General features: G+C 47.1%; 20 protein-coding genes. 4 read left to right on the top strand and 16 right to left on the bottom strand.

All coding sequences use genetic code 11. From position 1 onward, the window contains the following. Window positions 1-90 precede the first annotated feature (90 nt). From EIZ48_RS30095 to EIZ48_RS17085, 9 genes are all read right to left on the bottom strand, one after another. Window positions 91-390, bottom strand: coding sequence for a DUF6404 family protein (locus EIZ48_RS30095; RefSeq protein WP_369127478.1), 300 nt, complete (start codon window positions 388-390; stop codon window positions 91-93). Between the two features lie 155 nt (window positions 391-545). After that, window positions 546-908 carry a DUF6232 family protein gene (locus EIZ48_RS17120; protein WP_160653940.1) on the bottom strand — a complete coding sequence of 121 codons (363 nt, stop codon included), beginning with the start codon at window positions 906-908 and terminating at the stop codon, window positions 546-548. 286 nt (window positions 909-1,194) lie between these two features. Then, window positions 1,195-1,398, bottom strand: a complete 204-nt coding sequence (locus tag EIZ48_RS17115) for a hypothetical protein (protein WP_160653937.1) — start codon at window positions 1,396-1,398, stop codon at window positions 1,195-1,197. Between the two features lie 114 nt (window positions 1,399-1,512). Further along, window positions 1,513-2,181, bottom strand: coding sequence for a hypothetical protein (locus EIZ48_RS17110; RefSeq protein ID WP_160653935.1), 669 nt, complete (start codon window positions 2,179-2,181; stop codon window positions 1,513-1,515). A 20-nt stretch (window positions 2,182-2,201) separates the two neighbouring features. Continuing rightward, window positions 2,202-2,420 carry a DUF6500 family protein gene (locus EIZ48_RS17105; protein WP_160653932.1) on the bottom strand — a complete coding sequence of 73 codons (219 nt, stop codon included), beginning with the start codon at window positions 2,418-2,420 and terminating at the stop codon, window positions 2,202-2,204. A gap of 145 nt (window positions 2,421-2,565) precedes the next feature. Then, complete coding sequence (locus EIZ48_RS17100) at window positions 2,566-3,144, bottom strand: hypothetical protein (protein ID WP_160653929.1); 579 nt, start codon at window positions 3,142-3,144, stop codon at window positions 2,566-2,568. Window positions 3,145-3,244: 100 nt separating this feature from the next. Next, window positions 3,245-3,817, bottom strand: coding sequence for an ester cyclase (locus EIZ48_RS17095; RefSeq protein WP_160653926.1), 573 nt, complete (start codon window positions 3,815-3,817; stop codon window positions 3,245-3,247). A 35-nt stretch (window positions 3,818-3,852) separates the two neighbouring features. Beyond that, window positions 3,853-4,380: a cytochrome b gene (locus EIZ48_RS17090; protein ID WP_160653924.1), complete on the bottom strand. Its 528-nt coding sequence runs from the start codon at window positions 4,378-4,380 to the stop codon at window positions 3,853-3,855. Window positions 4,381-4,412: 32 nt separating this feature from the next. Beyond that, complete coding sequence (locus tag EIZ48_RS17085; RefSeq protein ID WP_160653921.1) at window positions 4,413-5,021, bottom strand: short chain dehydrogenase; 609 nt, start codon at window positions 5,019-5,021, stop codon at window positions 4,413-4,415. A gap of 103 nt (window positions 5,022-5,124) precedes the next feature. On the opposite strand from EIZ48_RS17085, the gene EIZ48_RS17080 reads away from it, so the two are divergent. After that, window positions 5,125-6,015 carry a LysR family transcriptional regulator gene (locus tag EIZ48_RS17080; RefSeq protein WP_160653918.1) on the top strand — a complete coding sequence of 297 codons (891 nt, stop codon included), beginning with the start codon at window positions 5,125-5,127 and terminating at the stop codon, window positions 6,013-6,015. Window positions 6,016-6,047: 32 nt separating this feature from the next. Here EIZ48_RS17080 and EIZ48_RS17075 read toward each other — a convergent pair whose 3' ends face one another. The 7 genes from EIZ48_RS17075 to EIZ48_RS17045 all read right to left on the bottom strand — a co-directional run bounded on the left by EIZ48_RS17075 (window position 6,048) and on the right by EIZ48_RS17045 (window position 12,101). Continuing rightward, the gene (locus EIZ48_RS17075) at window positions 6,048-6,419 is read right to left on the bottom strand and encodes a hypothetical protein (RefSeq protein WP_160653915.1); all 372 of its coding nucleotides are present in this window, start codon (window positions 6,417-6,419) and stop codon (window positions 6,048-6,050) included. 14 nt (window positions 6,420-6,433) lie between these two features. Further along, window positions 6,434-7,048 (bottom strand): CDP-alcohol phosphatidyltransferase family protein, encoded by a 615-nt coding sequence (locus EIZ48_RS17070; protein ID WP_160653913.1) that lies wholly within the window; start codon window positions 7,046-7,048, stop codon window positions 6,434-6,436. Window positions 7,049-7,191: 143 nt separating this feature from the next. Next, complete coding sequence (locus EIZ48_RS17065) at window positions 7,192-7,590, bottom strand: hypothetical protein (RefSeq protein ID WP_160653910.1); 399 nt, start codon at window positions 7,588-7,590, stop codon at window positions 7,192-7,194. Window positions 7,591-7,784: 194 nt separating this feature from the next. After that, entirely contained in the window at window positions 7,785-9,422 is a 1,638-nt protein-coding gene (locus EIZ48_RS17060) for a BCCT family transporter (protein WP_160653907.1), read from the bottom strand. A gap of 25 nt (window positions 9,423-9,447) precedes the next feature. Next, window positions 9,448-10,563 carry an enolase C-terminal domain-like protein gene (locus EIZ48_RS29955; protein WP_160653905.1) on the bottom strand — a complete coding sequence of 372 codons (1,116 nt, stop codon included), beginning with the start codon at window positions 10,561-10,563 and terminating at the stop codon, window positions 9,448-9,450. A gap of 14 nt (window positions 10,564-10,577) precedes the next feature. After that, a complete protein-coding gene (locus EIZ48_RS17050; RefSeq protein WP_160653902.1) occupies window positions 10,578-11,753 on the bottom strand; it encodes a UxaA family hydrolase in 1,176 nt (391 codons plus the stop codon). Window positions 11,754-11,756: 3 nt separating this feature from the next. Next, window positions 11,757-12,101 carry a UxaA family hydrolase gene (locus EIZ48_RS17045; RefSeq protein WP_160653899.1) on the bottom strand — a complete coding sequence of 115 codons (345 nt, stop codon included), beginning with the start codon at window positions 12,099-12,101 and terminating at the stop codon, window positions 11,757-11,759. 221 nt (window positions 12,102-12,322) lie between these two features. Between EIZ48_RS17045 and EIZ48_RS17040 the strand changes: the two genes are divergently transcribed. The 3 genes from EIZ48_RS17040 to EIZ48_RS17030 all read left to right on the top strand — a co-directional run bounded on the left by EIZ48_RS17040 (window position 12,323) and on the right by EIZ48_RS17030 (window position 17,088). Beyond that, on the top strand, window positions 12,323-13,009 hold the full coding sequence (locus tag EIZ48_RS17040) for a GntR family transcriptional regulator (RefSeq protein WP_160653895.1): 687 nt from the start codon (window positions 12,323-12,325) through the stop codon (window positions 13,007-13,009). Between the two features lie 644 nt (window positions 13,010-13,653). Further along, window positions 13,654-14,946, top strand: a complete 1,293-nt coding sequence (gene ltrA, locus EIZ48_RS17035) for a group II intron reverse transcriptase/maturase (protein WP_192928617.1) — start codon at window positions 13,654-13,656, stop codon at window positions 14,944-14,946. 603 nt (window positions 14,947-15,549) lie between these two features. Then, window positions 15,550-17,088, top strand: coding sequence for a flavocytochrome c (locus tag EIZ48_RS17030; protein ID WP_160653892.1), 1,539 nt, complete (start codon window positions 15,550-15,552; stop codon window positions 17,086-17,088). The last annotated feature ends 1 nt before the right edge of the window (window position 17,089 follow it).

Genomic DNA, 17,089 nt, shown 5'->3' with positions numbered 1-17,089 from the left:
TTTGAGTATTATCGTCAGTAGTAAATTCTATGTGCTAATAAGTAATATGAGCCATGGCTGTATTCGATAAACTATCTGAATGTAGTTTGGTTAACCTTCAAGCTCCTCCCACCTCGAAAGTGTGTATCGCTTCTTGCACCATTCGGCGTGGAAGGCGATATACAGGCAGTAGGTGACTGTCATCATCAGGCAGGACAACAGTATGCGATCAATGGAAGTATCAATCTGAACCCAGTTGATGAGCGTGATGACGATGCACCAAGGGATGACGAAGCCGAGCCAGGCGACGGCGATATTCATGAAGAAGGAGTTGTAAGGGAAGGGCCGGATACTGAAGCCCAGACGGCGAATACCTCTCAGGTAAGGCGGGTTATAGCAGGATTCTCGCATGCCTGTTAGTCCGAGTTCTCGGTGAGCGAGCCTCAGTTTATTCTCAAAGCACATAAAATCCCTTTAACATTAGCTTTTAAAGAGAGATATTCTACTCCTGAGCTGTATTTCATCAAGTTGCATATTGTTGAGTTTAGTTTTCAATAATCGTGATACTACCGGTCAATACTTTCTGCGATGGTTTTGAATAGGGCAAATTCCTCGGCTCTTCTGCCTCGGGCTAATGGAGCCCAATGATCGCCGCTTTCATCTGTGCCGCTGAATTCGGCCCGAAGCTCATATTTCTTGCTCGTCAAAACGGCAAACAAGGCACCGATAAGCATGAGAACAGGACCAACAATAGGAAGGAATGCCCAGCCAACCGCAGACACGGCAAGGGAGATACACAGTATCCGGATGAGCTGATCTTTAAGGCGTAGTTCTTTGGCTTCTATGGTCAGTATTTTTGAAAGAGGGTACACGTCCTTCTTGACTGTCAGTGTGTTGTCTTTTAAATAAATGTCTTGTTCTTTGTACATCGTTCGTCCTTACTGAAAATCTGAAGTTGTTACATACCGTGTGAACAAACCTATCAATATCAAACACTTCACTATACATACTCACATGGCAAATGAATTGCATCAAGATGAATATGTGTAACGGTTTATGAATGCTAATGAGTTTGTGAACAACAACAGGCTACATGCAGCAGATTTTCGCAGTAGTCATCAGATATTCCACACAAATCACTATTGGTATTATTGGTTAATGGTTGACTTGGTATGGTTTTGGTAAGAAACCTCACCACTTGAAGAAAGAGGGGGACTAGTCGTTGTTTAGGTTGCCTAACGGGATCACTTTCTCGACCACCCAACTTACTAATGAGTAGGTGGTAACGAAGATAGCGAGATTAGAGACTGCGGTGATGAAATTAAAACCTGACGATAAGATGCCGTGGTCTAGGCCTAACCCGCTTTTGACGGTAAAGACTAATAGCACCGTTATTACCAGAATAATTGCCGACTTCACGATTGGGTTTTTCCTGTTTTATTGTTGGTGTTTACGTAAATCTGGTAGCGAAATAACAAACCGCCCGTGCAAGGTTATCTCAGGTACCTGAATCACGAGCGGCTTTGTTGCTATTTAATTAGTCGTTTTTAGCATGAAGACTTGCTCTGATAGCAAATCTACACATTGATCAACGCCATTATCTAGATAGTTTTTCAGCAATGAAGCTTTGTTCTCCAATAGTTGTTCTTGCGTTGGAGGATTTTCATCATCGCCCTGGACTGTTGTACATAATGTTTCAGCTACAACTTTTTCGCTTGCAGACTCAATCAGTCGCAACCGTGCAGTATATGTCACTTTATAGTGTGACCAGTCAGACGGGTAGTAGTTAAACATCCAGTTAACCGTTTTTACATCCAGTACGTAATCTGCCCCGGAGAAGCTTTTTAGCAAGTTTGAAACGTTATCCTCGGTGGCAATATTGCTGTTGAGCACTTGCTTCATTTGTCTGGCTTTTACCAGGTTATCGCTAAGCTTATTAGCAATGGCTACAGCAGGATCTGGGATTTCATTTTGTTCAGTGATCTCGTTACCTTCGGATATCATTGCGGCGGCACCAATTGGGCCCAATGCGGCTTTGCCTGCGGTAAACGCTGAAAAATCTGCTTTGGGGTAATTGGCATTTACGATGGTTTTTTCAGTAAGCTCCATCGATTTTTCTTGAGACAAAGGGGTATGGTTGACTGTTGCACAGCCAGTAAGGCCAGTGGCAAGGATTGCCGTAAAGAGTAACTTCTTGAACACACTATTTCTCCATATTGGTGTTATTCTTCAGCTCTAACTAAGCTGATGATCTTTCGAGCTTTTTCAAAATGGTCCAGTTTATGGGTCTTAATCCACCAACTGGCTGCTTCCATCAATAGTTCCGGGTCATCATTCTTGTTGGCGAAGAATGCATAAAATGACACACCGACACTTTCGCCTTTTTGAGCAATTTTCTTTTGGCAGATCTCGATAACTTTCTTTCTTAGTGACTCACGCATAGCTTTTCAATCTCTTCTGGAGGAAATAATGGAGAGACGAAACCCTACGCGATAACAGTCATGAACTCAATAAAATACTGTGCTTATGTACAGTACCCGTTAGGGAGGGAGCATCTACTCCCTACATATGCTGGTGAATAAAGCGTTACGCACCAAAAAAACCAATCGAGTACAGCCAATGGAGAGGTGCGGCGACTACAATGTAAGAGCTCCAAAAACAGGCTATGGTGATACCAAAGACGCGAAAGCTTGAATGGAATGTATATTCTTCCGAGTCCATTATCTCATCTTTGTTGAGATGGAATTTCTGAGAAAGGAAAAATGCCAAAATTACATAGACAATGGTGAATGTGATTGCCGGGACTTCCTGCGGAACAAAAGGAGCGGCGAAAATGAGGGAGATAATAAATACAATTCCAAGAATAATGGTTGCCTTGGAGTGGTTTTCTTTTTTAAGTATCGAAAAGTTAGCCCACAGAAAATAAATCAACCCAACGGGCCCGCCAAGTGCACCGCATGCCACTTGTTTTGGTGTATAAATTCTAGTCGTAGCAGAATCTTGAGTATTGCTCATGTCTGAATAAAACCTTTTAAACGTAATAGTGATATCAGCAGAAGTGAAAAGATTTATAACTGATGGTTCTAATATCAATACGTTAAAAGCAGAGTAAAGCAGGGCTTTGTAAGCTTTCGGGTCAACTCTCACTATTTTCTTACTAACCACGACTGAACTCGATAAATTTGGGTCAAATTTATCTCCTGTGTTTATCAGACCGTGACTAGTATAAAGACCGAGTATTTCTACTCGGTCTTTAAGTATTTATCTATTCCAACCCAATCTGTTTATTCCAGTCGGCGTTATCCCAGAACAGGTATTCCTCGGCGATGCGTCCGTTTTCCCATCGCGCGATAGTGGCAATCTTTATTCGCACTTTTTGTCCGGTTGGTTGTTTGACCGTACCGTCTGGAAAGGTCAGCGGTTTTACCCAGCGGCCTTCAGAGATACTGATGCCTGCTGTCCACTCGCCGTGGCCAAAACCGACGATGTGATCGGTGACTTTGAAATCAAAGACATCGAACAGAAACTCTAACTCTTCAGAGTGTGGCGGAAATGGTGATGTTTGTGTTCCGTCGGGGTTGTGAACAATCACATTGTCGGCGTGTATTTCACCAATACGTTTCATGTCTCGGTTATTAAAGGCGACTAGATCCAGTTCGTCAAATGTTTCGAGGTGCTTGGCCGTTTGAGCCCGTTCTGCTTTGTGGGCATTAACTTGTGCCTGTAACTCGGCAATTTGCGCCTTGAGCTCGGCAACACTTTCAGATGCCATTGCTGTATTTGCCGTTATCCCTAGGGCAAGTGAAGCGATAAGTAGAGGTTTAATGAATGTGTTCATGTTGTGCTCCTTTTGCAGGTCTTAGTTACTTTTGCTTATAGAATTCGTTTGAGTACGTCATTTTCTTTGTCAAAGAGCCTGTGCTTGATAGCACCGGCGATATGGGCGACCAGTACGGCGATGAAGAGATAAGATGCCCATTTGTGAAGGACGTTGGTGACTTCAAAGACATTTTGGTCGTCGGCAATCAGCTCCGGCAGATCGATACCGAAGAAGTGGACGCCACTGCTGTATTCGTAAGCGCTAGATTGCAAATAACCGAGTATTGGAATAAGCACCATCAGTACATACAGAGAAGCGTGGGCAACTTTCGCTGCCAGCTTTTCATGCTTGGGCATGCCTTCAGGCAGCTGTGGCAGTGAGTGGCGCCGTCTGTTTACGAGACGGATAATGACAAAGATGAACGCCAGAATGCCGAATGATTTATGCCAGAAATACAATGATTCGGAATGTTCCATATTGTCCATATCGAAGGGAGTCATAACGATCCCCAGAATAAGAAGGCCGATGATCAAGGCGGCACTGAGCCAATGAATGGCTCGGATCGAAATTGGATATTTCATGAGTAAGTCCTGCTGAAATTAAAGAATGTCTGTTATTGGCCCGGTACCGGTAGTCCGCCCCATGCACGGAAAACCTTGCCTGTTGAATTGCCTTCAATGGCATCGATATAAAAGCTGGCAACCTGCTCGGCACTCACGAGCCCTCTGCCGGTACGTTCCGGCTCAACAACCGGTGCAGGGCTGACAACATTTAGCCGTAACCCTCGCTCTAACAAGGGAGCCGTGTGCTGGACAAACGCATCGATTGCGGCGTTGAACGGGCCGGTGGCGATGCTGTAGCCATTGGGATAATGGCTAAGGAAACCACTGGTTAATGTGATTGAGCCGTTGGGCTTCAGGTAGTTTTCTGCAATACGTACGATTCTGAATTGGGCAACCAGCTTACGCTCTGCGCCAAAGCGGAAATCTTCATCTGATAGTTCATGGTAAGGTTTGAACTTGCTGTCTCCGCCGACGACAACGACGACAGCGTCGAGTTCACCTAGCTCTTCAAACACAGACTGGACGGCTTCGGTATTGGTGTAGTCAGTGACGAAATCACCACTTCGAGAACCAATTCTTACGACCTCATGCTTGGGTGTTAGCTGATCGACCACTTTGTTTCCAATCTTTCCGGATGCGCCGAATACTGCAATCTTCATGATATTCACCTTGTCATCATTGTTGATAAGGGAAGTGTATGAGGTTTACTTGTTTTCCAGAATACGATTAAATGCGAAATGATTATTTCCAGAGCGCGAAATTATGGATAAGCTAAAAGCTATGGCGATTTTTGTTGAGATTGCCGAACAGGGCTCTATGTCGGCGGCTGCACGAAAGCTAGGCGTTGTGAACTCGGTAGTCAGTAAGAATTTGACTGAGCTGGAAACCTGGCTGGGGCGAAAACTGGTGTATCGGTCAACACGGAATATGCGTCTGACACAAGATGGCCATAAGCAGCTTGAACATTTCAGGGATATCCTGGATCGGGTGAATGCACTGGACGTTCACACGGATGAAGAGACAGTTCAGGGGGAGGTTAAAATAACGGCGCCAATCTACCTTGGACACCAACTGCTGGTGTCACATATTCCTGAGTTTCACCGTCAATATCCCTTGGTAAAGTTGCATCTTGAGCTGAGTGATGATTTTGAAAATATGATCAATGAGGGGTTTGATGTTGCGCTGCGTGCCTCGCAGATGCTTGACTCAAGCTTTATTTCTCGTCGTTTATCAGATGCTTCATTGGTTGTTGTCGCCAGTCCTGACTATATCTCTCAATATGGCGTTCCTTCTTCCCCCAAGGCATTAGTAAAACATCAATGTCTTGTTGAAGGGGCACTGGATAGCCAGCGGCGTTGGCGGTTTAAAAATAGCCGTAATGAACAGGTTTCAGTTGCTGTCGATGGGGCGGTTTCTACTAATTCGGGCACGAGTATTAAACAGTTGTGTGAAGCTGGATTGGGGATCGCGCAGTTGCCAAGTTTTCTTGTTGAAGAGAGTATCGCCAGCGGGAAGCTGGTGGAGGTGTTGCCTGACTATGCGTTAAGTAACTTTTACCTGCACTTGCTCTATCATCAAAAGGGAACCCGTAATCTGGCCGTTAAAGCGGTTGTTGAATACTTTGTTGCTAAGCTCTCTGGTAAGAAATACTAGCTGTTTTAGTTGTTTGATATTGCGGTTTGTCGTTATACGAATGCGTAGACAATGAAGGCCCCAAACGCCGCGGCGAGAGTGCCGCCAATACGTCCGTAAGGCTTTGCGAAAGACAGGGCCCATGCCATCAGACGGTGGAAGCTGCGCCGACCGATGGCGGCTAAAATGAAACCGGCAATGAGAGACAGCCAGCCAATGATCTCGATGATGAACGGAAACCTTGATACGTCAGATTGAGCGATCAGCAAAAAACCAATAATCAACCTGACAACAACGGCCAGTACGTGGATTTGCAGGCTGCCGAGGTGCCGTCTCAGATAACCAAACACCACTGTTGGTCTAACGAGAATGAAGCTCCCGATTAGAATGATTAGCAAGCCAAAAAGTATGATGATCGAAGTCATAATAATTGCGCCGTTTAAGGGTGCTGGCTGTGTTTGGAATGGTCTTGGTCTTGGTTTTGACTTCGGCTTTTGCTGCTATGTTCAGTGAGGCTTTTCTTTCCCCAGGTGAAGACATAATGTCCGCCGCTGATTATTACCAAAGAAATCAGCAGCCACAGACCAATTTCGAAAAAGATTTCGGGCAAAATAGGGTAGACCTGTTGCGTGATTAGCATGAGAGCAAAGGCAATCTGTACAAACGTACTTGCTTTGCCCCAAAAGCTTGGTGCGACTTCGTAGCGGCCAAAAAGGCAGTAATAGGCAACAGCCCCGACGAGAATGATCACATCTCTGATGATGACGATGACGGCGACCCACACAGGAACTAGCCCGACGATGGCAAATGCGATGAATGCACTTATTAGCATCGCTTTATCTGAAAGGGGGTCGGCGATTGCCCCGAAGCGGGTCATGGCATCCAGTTTGCGGGCTAACCATCCGTCAAGCCCGTCACTGACTCCGGCGAAGAAGGCAATCCACAGCACTGTCGAGTAATTTCTCTCCAGGATCAACAGGCAAATTGGTACCGCCAAAATGAGACGTAATGCCGTCAAGATGTTTGGAATTTGCTTGATCACACGACAGGCCATGATAGGTACCGTCCCCTGCTGCTGCCTCTAACACCAGTGTATACCATTCCCCGTAGTATTTTTTTTAACTGAGCCCGTAGGCCTTTCTCTAAGCCTGTAAATCTAGGTTGAGCGGTCGATACTTAGTTGGATTTTCTAGTAGCCTATAGCTCGCAACGGATCTCTGAGATAGGGACTTGTTGTTCGCCAAAGCAGACAAACCCCTCATGCTTGTAGCGCTTTCCGAATGAGATCCTGTCAGTCTGGTTGTCTTTCATTTTGAGGCTTTGTGCGGTGATTTCTTCTCCGTCGTAGAGTACGGCGGTGAATGAATCTCGGATGGTTGATATAAGGCGGCTCCCACTCCCCGATATTGTGAACTGAACACTGGCGCAGCGTTGGGAAGGCGTTTTCAGAATGCTCTGTACTTTGTTTTCTTCATCGAGGATAACGGATTGTTTTTCCGCTTTGATATCAACAGTGCTAACACTTTGCAGATTACATTGTGCGGCAAAAGCGGTGTTTGAAATAAAGAGCAGAAGGTAGAGTGCTTTGTGTAACATGTAGAAACCATAATCTATTAATGACCGGCAATCTTAACACATGTGCAAGCCATTTTGTGTATGCATTTGTACGCATTTGTCGTGTATGAACGGATGGCATAAAGGCGGCAAATGGTTGGTGCGCTCCTGAATAAAAAAATCCTCCGCCACTGGCAGAGGATTTTTGGTAGTAGCAGTAGTGTTATATTTGCCTTTTAACCTTCGTTAGTTGATGGCGACATATAGGCTGCTTGACTATCATCGGCACTTGCCGTTGTGTTGCTGGTTGACTCTGTCTTTGCTGCGTTAGTTACCTTGCTGGTAGACTGATTAGCAACGATTTCCGTTTCACCACCAAAGTCCTCTTTTAGCCACTTGTTGAAGCCGTAGAGCATGATGAATATAACTATCATCAGCGGTAGTGAGGTCACAATAGCCAGCGTCTGAACGGTATTTAGCGGAGCATCGATAAACATCATCGTCAGCGGTACAGCCGCCAGAATCAAACACCAGAACAGACGAAGTGCCGTTGGTGGGTTGGCATTTTCATCGAGCTGGTTTGCAGCTGTTGCAGCCAGAGTAAATGAAGCCGAATCCAGCGTAGTCGCCAGGAACAGTGTCGACATTATCGCGAAGATAATAATGAACAGCGAGCTTGCCGGTAGGGTATTTAGCACGGCGATAACGGTTGCAGAACCACCGTTTTCGGTAATTGAACGGGTCACATCAACAATTTCGGTCAGGTGTACATTCATGCTGAAGCTGCCCAGAACACCGAAGAAGATGAAACAACCCGCGCTGCCGCCGATAACCATGCTGCCGATCACTTCTTTCAGCTTGCGGCCTTTTGATACCTTAGTAACAAACAGCGCCATGAATGGTACATAGGTCATCCAGTATGCCCAGTAGAATACGGTCCATGAAGTCGGGAACGAGCCGCCTTCAACCGGATCGGTCCATAGGCTCATGCGAATGAAGTTCTGTAGCATCAGGCCGTAACCATTGGTCATCTGGTTGATGATGAATGAGGTTGGACCCACGATAAGAATAAGCAGAACAAAAATCACTGCCAGCTTGGTGTTCATATCGCTCAGTTTTGCCATCCCTTTTTCAATGCCGACATAAGAGCTGACAGAGAACAGTGCAGTGATGAATAGCATCAGACCGACGTTCATGGCAAAGCTGTTTTCAACACCGAGTAAGTAGGCAATGCCTTCTGTCACCATAGGGACACTCAGACCCAGGGTGATACCCATGGCACCCACACAGCTGAAGATGAAAATGGTATCAATGACTTTACCGATCACTGGGTTGTAGAAGCGGCCCATGATGCTTTCACACACCGCACTAAGCTTAAGCTGCGGGTTCTTCTTCACGTGGAAAGAGTAGGCGACGGGTAGCGAGGCAATACAGTACAGAGACCAGGCTGAGATCCCCCAGTGGAACATGTTATAGCTGGTTGCCCACTCCGCGGCCATTGGCGAGTAAGGTTCTACACCAAATGGTGGTGTCATGTAGTAGTAACCCCACTCGACAAACGCCCAATATACGGTTGCCGAGCCCAGTCCGGCGCAAACCATCATCGCCAGGTAGGTAAACTGGGAGTATTCTGGCTTGTCGTTTCCGAGTTTGATTTCACCGTATTTGCCAAGAGCAATCTTGGCGAGAAAGATGACACTGAAGAAGCCAAAGAAAAGGAATACCTCACCAAACTGGTTAGTCAGGGTGTTAAATAGTTGGCTGGCTAGCGCATTTCCCTGTTCTGGAAAAAGTGTCAGGCCAACAACTACAAAGAGAATAACCGACAGGCTTATTGCCATTAACGGTTTGTCTATTTTACGTTCACTGTACATAACTAAAAATCCTTCTACACGTTTCTTATATTCGGTATTTATTGATCACGTCTTCACTCAGTTCGATACCAAGTCCCGGAGAGTCCGGTACCGGTACGTAACCTTGTGAAAATGGCAGTCGGTTGCTCATGAGATCGGTAAATAAAGGACTGCTGCTTTGGGAGTATTCCATCAGCGTGCCGTGCTCACAGGCGGCTAAAAAGTGGACCGAAGCCGCAAGCAAGATGCCGGTACTGAACCCATGGGGGACGAGCTGGGTACCGTGTAGCTGGGCAAGATCGTAAATCTTCTTCATCTCGGTGATACCCCCGCAACGGGTAATATCAGGCTGGACGATGTCGACTTCAGATTGTTCTAGGAAGGACTTAAATTCATAGCGGGTCGTGAGTGATTCTCCGCCGGCTAGCTTGGGTTGGATCTGGCGAGACAGGCGCGAATAGCCAACCATATCATCTGCCAGTACGGGCTCTTCGACCCAATTTAGATTGAACGGCTCCAGGCGTTTGCACATTTGGGCTGCATGGCCGGTCGTACGCCATTTGGAAGCCAGATCTATCTGTACTTCTATTTCGTCGCCAACGGCTTCGCGTACGTGGCGAACAATTTGGTAGTCCGATTCCGGATCATCACCGAAGACACCGCCACCGAATTTAATACTGGTGAAGCCCTGGCGAACAAGATTCAGGGCGATCTCGCGGTTATTCTCCGGCTTGCTGTCTGGAATAAAAGTACCGTAGGCACGGATTTGGTCACGGTATTTTCCGCCCAGCAGGGTATGCACCGGTACGCCATAGAACTGACCGGCAATGTCCCATAGGGCGATATCGATCGCGCTGATGGCGTGGATCCCGGCACCACGGCGTCCCATGTAGTTGGACGCCCAGTACATCTTGTTCCACAAACGCTCGATTTCCAGCGGATTCTCGCCAATCAGCAATTCACGTAACCCGTAGCAATACAGGTTCGAATGCGGTGTTTCGATACATGCCTTGACGACAGCAGGGGAGCTGTCTGCCTCGCCAATACCGGTAACGCCGGCGTCGGTATGGACTTTGACGATAACGGCATCTTCGCCCCATTCGCAGGGCTGATCAGGCTCAGGTACTCTTAAGCAAATGACTTCTATATCTGTAATACGCACTGCTCAGTCCTTGGTTATTGAGGTTCGATACAAATGAGTTTTTCCAGACGCTGATCTTTTTGATACAACGTGCAGTAGGCGAAACCGATATCTTCGATGGCAGTCGCCTCACCCTGAACAATATTTTCCAGCGTGTGAATGATCCGGTCGGCGCAAGAGTGAATGCTGTCGGTTCCCTTCATGATCCCGCTGACATCAACATCAATGTCTTCAGTAATTTGGGCGGCATTACCGCTGACTCGGATCACCGGTACGATCGGGTTGTTGAATCCGGCACCGCCTGTGGTCCACAAGATCACCTGGGCACCGAGGGAGGCGAAATGCATACCGGAGCCGCCACATAAGTGCGTAGTTTCGGATAGGTACATCCCCGGCTTTGTCGGGCGTTCGGTCATCTTGGCATTGATCCTCAGTACATCCTGGATCGGACGGGTACCGGTTTTGTGCAGTGCACCAAGGGCTTTTTCTTCGAGTGTGGTCAGGCCGCCGACACTGTTGCCGATGCTCATGGTCTCGACATTAGTGCCTTCGATGTGCCAGCGTTTCTCTTCTTCATTGATGAGGCGATCGATCTTGTCGGCGATGTCGGGGGTAACAGCCCGCTCGCGCAGGATATCTTCACAGCCGACAAGTTCGATAAGCTCACCGGCCACGCAGGTGGCACCTTTATCAACCAGCAGATCGGCGACGCGACCGACTGAAGGGTTAGAGGCAATACCTGAACTGGTATCAGAGCCGCCGCACTTAATACCTACGACCAGCTCGCTGAGTGGGATAGGCTCAGGCTGGATTTGGCCGGCATAAGCCGTCAGCTCTTTTGCCAGCTCGGTGCCCATTTTGATGGTGCTGCGCGTTCCACGTGATTTGATAATCGACAGTGTCTGTACTGGCTTGCCTGCATTGCGGATAGGAGCGGCCAGGATCTCCGGGTCGATACTTCCGCATCCCATGTTCAGCAGCAGGGCACCAGCCACATTAGGGTTCAGTGCGGCGCCAACCATAGTGCCGACCAGCTCTTCGTTACCACCGTACATACAAGTGTTGTAGTTAGTGACCACAACCGTATCGGGCACTTTTTGGCTGATGGCGCGGGCAATACCTTCTGCACATTCATCAATGGCCAGAATGAGTACGTGATTTCGGATCCCCGCGCGGCCGTCGGGGCGACGAAAGCCTGAGAAAAACTGCATTCGTTACTCCTCGATCTGCATTTGTTCAATGATTTGCTTGATGATCGGTTCGGGGATATCAACCCGGGTGCTGCGGACGTTTTGTACATGCACCAACTCGCCGACAGGTATCGACTTGATGGCAACACCAATGTCGTAACCCGCTTTCTTGATTGCTTCCTGAGTCGAGATAGCGTTTACCGCGACTTTATTGCCGAACGTGATGGCCTGCTTGCAGGTCACAATGCCTTGTGCCCGGTTGCCGTCATCAATAATTTCAATCTGCTGTCCTTTTTCGACATCTGCGAGCAGGGTCGCCACGTTGTCATTCTGGGAAAGTAAAATTGCCTTGTTCAAAGGTGTGTCCATAAATCCTCATAGATTGCTCATTGTCGGACAATCGACAGTTGGCAATCTTAATGAGTAATTCCAAAATAAATGCGACCCAAATCACTTTTTGTTTTATCCATACGATTTTTGTATGATTGTCTGACAATCGTCACGTTTTATTGATTATGCGAATTGTTGACTAATCCGGTAGAATTAAGGCAACTGCGGTATTCCGCTATCTGTAGATGTATGGAAAGATAATGAAAATCGTAAAACAGAGCTTAGAGGAGCAGGCCGCTGGGTATCTGCGTGAGCTGATCCTCAGTGGAAAATACGGAATGGGCGAAAAGCTGGTGGAGAGTGCACTGGCGAAAGATTTGGAGCTGTCGCGCAGTACAGTGCGGATGGCACTGAACACCTTGGCCCATGAAGGTTTGGTGGTTCAGAAACCCTATGTTGGTTGGCAGGTGATCAATATTACCGAGAATGACCTGTGGGAGCTGTACCACTTACGTGTCGCTCTGGAAACGCGCTCTGCCTGGCTGGCGGCTGAGCATATTACCGAAGAGGGCAAAACCCGACTGCATGATTTGATGGACTATTACCTGCAAGTTGGCCGCAGTGAAGGTGTCACTTGCCTGCAAATCAGTAAGCTTGAACTTGAATTGCACACATTAATCATTGAGCTAAGCGGCAATATGCGCTTGCACCAGATTTACCGCAATGTCGCGAACCAGATGCTGATTTATTTCAATATTGACCATGCAAGCTATGACCCGGAAGAGAGTGCTTTAAGTCATCTTCCTTTGGTCGAGGCAATTTGTGCCGGTGATAGTGGCAAAGCGTTGAAACTGGCTGAAGAGAATATTACTGTTTATTCAGTGATCGGACATAAATTCAGAGAACAACACCTGAAACGTTATTCAGAACAACAAGGCGATTCTTGATAGTGCTATCGAAGTAGCTGGTAGTAGATATCAATCATAATATTATGGGGCGAAGGTGATTTTAATTACCTTCGCCTTTTATTGTGCGCCGAGCATGGCGTTGTTCTAGGAGGTGAAAGTCCTCTACGGGCTCAGTCGAGCGAGAACCGTTAGCCTATGCAAGGGTGTTCACCGTGAGGTGAAATCTGAAGGAAGCAAATGGTAAAACTTGGTTGTGACGAACAGAAATCTGATAGTAGGCCTATGCAACTTGGGTAACCTAGCAATAGATAGAATAGCCCAATGCCTCGACGGGAAGTGTGTATAGGTAAATCAGGCACGACCAAGCGAAAGAACAACGTCTTACCTCGGGAGATCTTATCGCCTGTCTCAGATGAGACTAACGCAGTAGTGATGCTGCGTGACGGGTGGTAAGAAGTCAGCAGAAGGCATAGTACCTTGAGGAAGTACAACTCAAGGGAAGGCCTGAACTGAATATATCAAGAAGCAGTCACTAGACACTCAATCATGTGGAGTCATAGCAAGATGAAAATCATCTCTACGTCCCAATGGGCGATACCGCAAGTAAAGCTCATGGTTACGAAGAATGACAAGCATGGTAGGCGTAGACAGGAGGACGAGTCTTGGTGACCTCAACTTCGTTGATGGAGCAAATCTGTTCCTCAACCAACTTGAATCAAGCTCTTAGACGCGTGAAGAAGAACAAAGGATGTGCAGGTGTCGACAAGCTCGACATAACTGCCACTATCTCAAGGCTTCGACAAGCTTCAAATGGGCAAGAACTTCGCCAGAGCCTTCTGGATGGAAGTTACCAACCTCAGCCCGTTCTGGGTGTAGAAATCCCCAAACCTAGAGGTGGCGTAAGGCTGCTGGGTATCCCAACAGTGCTTGATAGAGTTGTCCAACAGGCAATTACCTCAGTACTGTCAGATATCTATGACTCCATGTTCTCCAATAGTAGTTACGGATTTAGACCAAACCGCAGTGCTCACCAAGCAGTAGCGGCAGCCAGTCGCTACATCCGAGAAGGGCGAGGTTATGTAGTAGATATCGATTTAGCGAAATACTTCGACACAGTCAATCACGATAGACTGATGCACAGACTGTCACAGGACATTGCTGATAAGCGAGTGTTGAAGCTAATCCGGTCATATCTACAGGCAGGTATAATGCGAAACGGGTTAGTTGAACAGAGACAACGAGGCACACCACAGGGTGGACCATTATCTCCGTTGCTATCCAACATCGTATTAGATGAACTGGATAAAGAGTTAGAGCGTAGAGGGCATAAGTTCTGTCGATATGCAGACGACTGCCAAATTTACGTGCGTAGTGAGGAAGCTGCTCATCGAGTCAAAGAGTCGATAACGGAATTCTTGGAGCAGAAACTGAAACTCACGGTAAACCGAGAGAAAAGCGCAGCGACAAGAGTGACAGAGCGAACTTACCTAAGCCATCGCTTCCAGATAAATGGAACTATCCATATATCGAAACCAGCGCAAGCTCAAATGAAGAAGCAAGTGCGGCAGATAACGAAGCGAAACCGAGGTCGAGAGCTGAAGGTTATCATAACCGAGTTAACTCAATACCTAAGAGGTTGGCAACACTACTTCAAACTCGCCATACGGAAAAGCAGCATGCAGCGCTTGGACGAATGGATACGGCGACGGCTGAGATGCTATCGACTTAAACAGCGCAAACGCAGATACAGCATAGCGACATGGTTACAGCAACAAGGTGTAACGGAGCGCAATGCGTGGAAGCTAGCGATGTCAGATAAAGGTTGGTGGCACTTAGCACTAACGCCGCAGGTGAATCACGCTATGCCAATCAGTTGGTTCGAGGAGTTGGGGCTGTACTCGTTACAAGATGGGTACGAGTCACTGAAAGTATATTCGGAACCGCCGTATGCGACCCACGCTTGTACGGTGGTGTGAGAGGACGGAGGCCGCGAGGCCTCCTCCTACTCGATTTTTCAGCCGATTGTCGCTATAAATTCTCATAAGAGCATGCCTAATTTTAATTCATTGATATTAAAATTCGTTATAGCCACTATCAATGAATAAAAGTGTGATGTTCATCAATTGTATTCCTTGCCAAGGTATTACGTGATTTTTAGTTATCAGCAATGGGTTTTTGTGTTGTTTTGGTTGTTGGTTTGTGCCCGGTATGTGTTTTTCCGAGAGGTGTTTGTAATGATTTGTTTTAAATACGGTTTGTTATGCATTCCATGCAAGTTATTCATGACTGCTATGCAGTAAATGATCTCGGCGCATAACATTAATGACTATTCATCATTACCTCTTAATAGGTAAATAAATTTACAATTCATGCACGAGTTAATCGACATCTTTTTATTCTGTTCAATCAATGAACCGGAACGATTAAATATATAACAATATCTATAAATATAAATTTTGCTAATGCGGCAAATGAAGAAGTTATTTCCTGATACGCCATAAAAAGCCCATTAGATGTGCTTTTTAATCCCTCATGCCGCCTGTTAGAAAGAGTTTTTTATCTGAAATGGAAGCACATTTATGAGTAATGATAATTGCCAAAAGGTAGATGTTTCGCGACGAAAGTTATTGGCTGGTGGCGCTGCTGCAGCAACAACTATGATGCTTGGCAGTGAGGCAAGTGCCAGTCAAATTAATAATGCCATTAGTTGGGATAAAACGTTTGATGTATTAGTTATTGGTAGTGGGTTTGCTGCTTTGTCAGCTGCGATTGAGGCTCGTCGCAAAGGGCTTGATGTCATGATCGTAGAAAAAATGCGTGTCCCGGGCGGTAACTCAACCATTAACGGCGGGCTGTTCGCTGTTGCCGGCAGTGAGTTACAAAAAGAAGAAGGCGTTGAAGATAGCGTCGAGCTTATGGTTCAGGACATGATGGCTGCCGGCCGCGGGATTAACCATCCTGAGCTGACAAGAGCGATTGCTGCTGGCTCGCCGGATGCGTTTAAGTTTGTGGTTGAGTGCGGTGCCAAGTTTAAGCCCAAGCTATCGTGGCTGGGCGGCCATTCGGTCGCCCGAACTTACCTTACGCATAATGCCTCTGGCTCTGGCATCGTCAGGCCGCTGGTCAAAACCGCCCGTAGAGAAGGTGTTGTTATTCGCACTGAATGCAAAATGCTGAATTTCATTACCAACGATGACAAACGTATTATCGGCATCCAGGTCAAAGACGGCTACCGCTTCCCTGATGAAGAGACAGGCATAGTAAAACACTTTAAAGCCAGGCGCGGGGTGGTTCTTGCTTCCGGTGGCTTTAGCCGTGACACCAAGTTTTTATCTGCTCAAGATCCGCGGTTGGGTGGGGTGATAGACAGTACCAACCAGCCGGGAGCAACGGGAGAGGCGCTTCGTGCTGCATTTCGGATCGGTGCTGTACCCGTCCAGTTATCCCTTATTCAGCTTGGCCCATGGGCATCACCCGATGAGCAGGGTTTTGGTGTTGCTTCAATGTTTAACATTCAATCAGGCTTCCGTTACGGGATCATGGTCAAGCGGGCGACAGGGAAACGTTTTGTCAATGAATTGGCAGACAGGAAGACACGTGCCGATGCCATGATCAAAAACGTCAAGGAAAGCGGCGAGCCTGATTACCCAATTATTCTCGTCGACAGTGTGGGTGCCAAGGCATGCCCGACACTGGATCGCTGCCTGCAATATAAGGTTGTGCACGCGTTTGACCGTCTGGAAGATCTTGCCAGTCATTACCAGATCCCAGCAGAGGGACTCATTGAGTCAGTGACTGCCTATAACGAGTATGTCAAAAACAATGACGACTTGGAGTTTGCTAAACCTGTCTCGACAGCAACGCCAATCATTAAGCCGCCGTTTTATGCCGTCAGAGGCTGGCCTAAAGTGCACCACTGTATGGGTGGGGTTGAAATTAATCCGAGTGCCCAGGTATTACATTCCGAAACCTTTGAGCCGATTGCCGGGCTTTATGCAGCCGGAGAGGTAACAGGCGGTCCTCATGGTGCCAGTCGTCTTGGAAGCTGCGCGATTACCGATGGTTTGGTGATGGGACGTATCGCAGGCAACAGTGTTGCTCGTAATGACGATATTTAGT

This window comes from Photobacterium alginatilyticum (assembly GCF_009910675.1).
Classification (GTDB): Bacteria; Pseudomonadota; Gammaproteobacteria; order Enterobacterales; family Vibrionaceae; genus Photobacterium; species Photobacterium alginatilyticum.
This window is presented reverse-complemented; position numbering and strand designations above follow the sequence as displayed.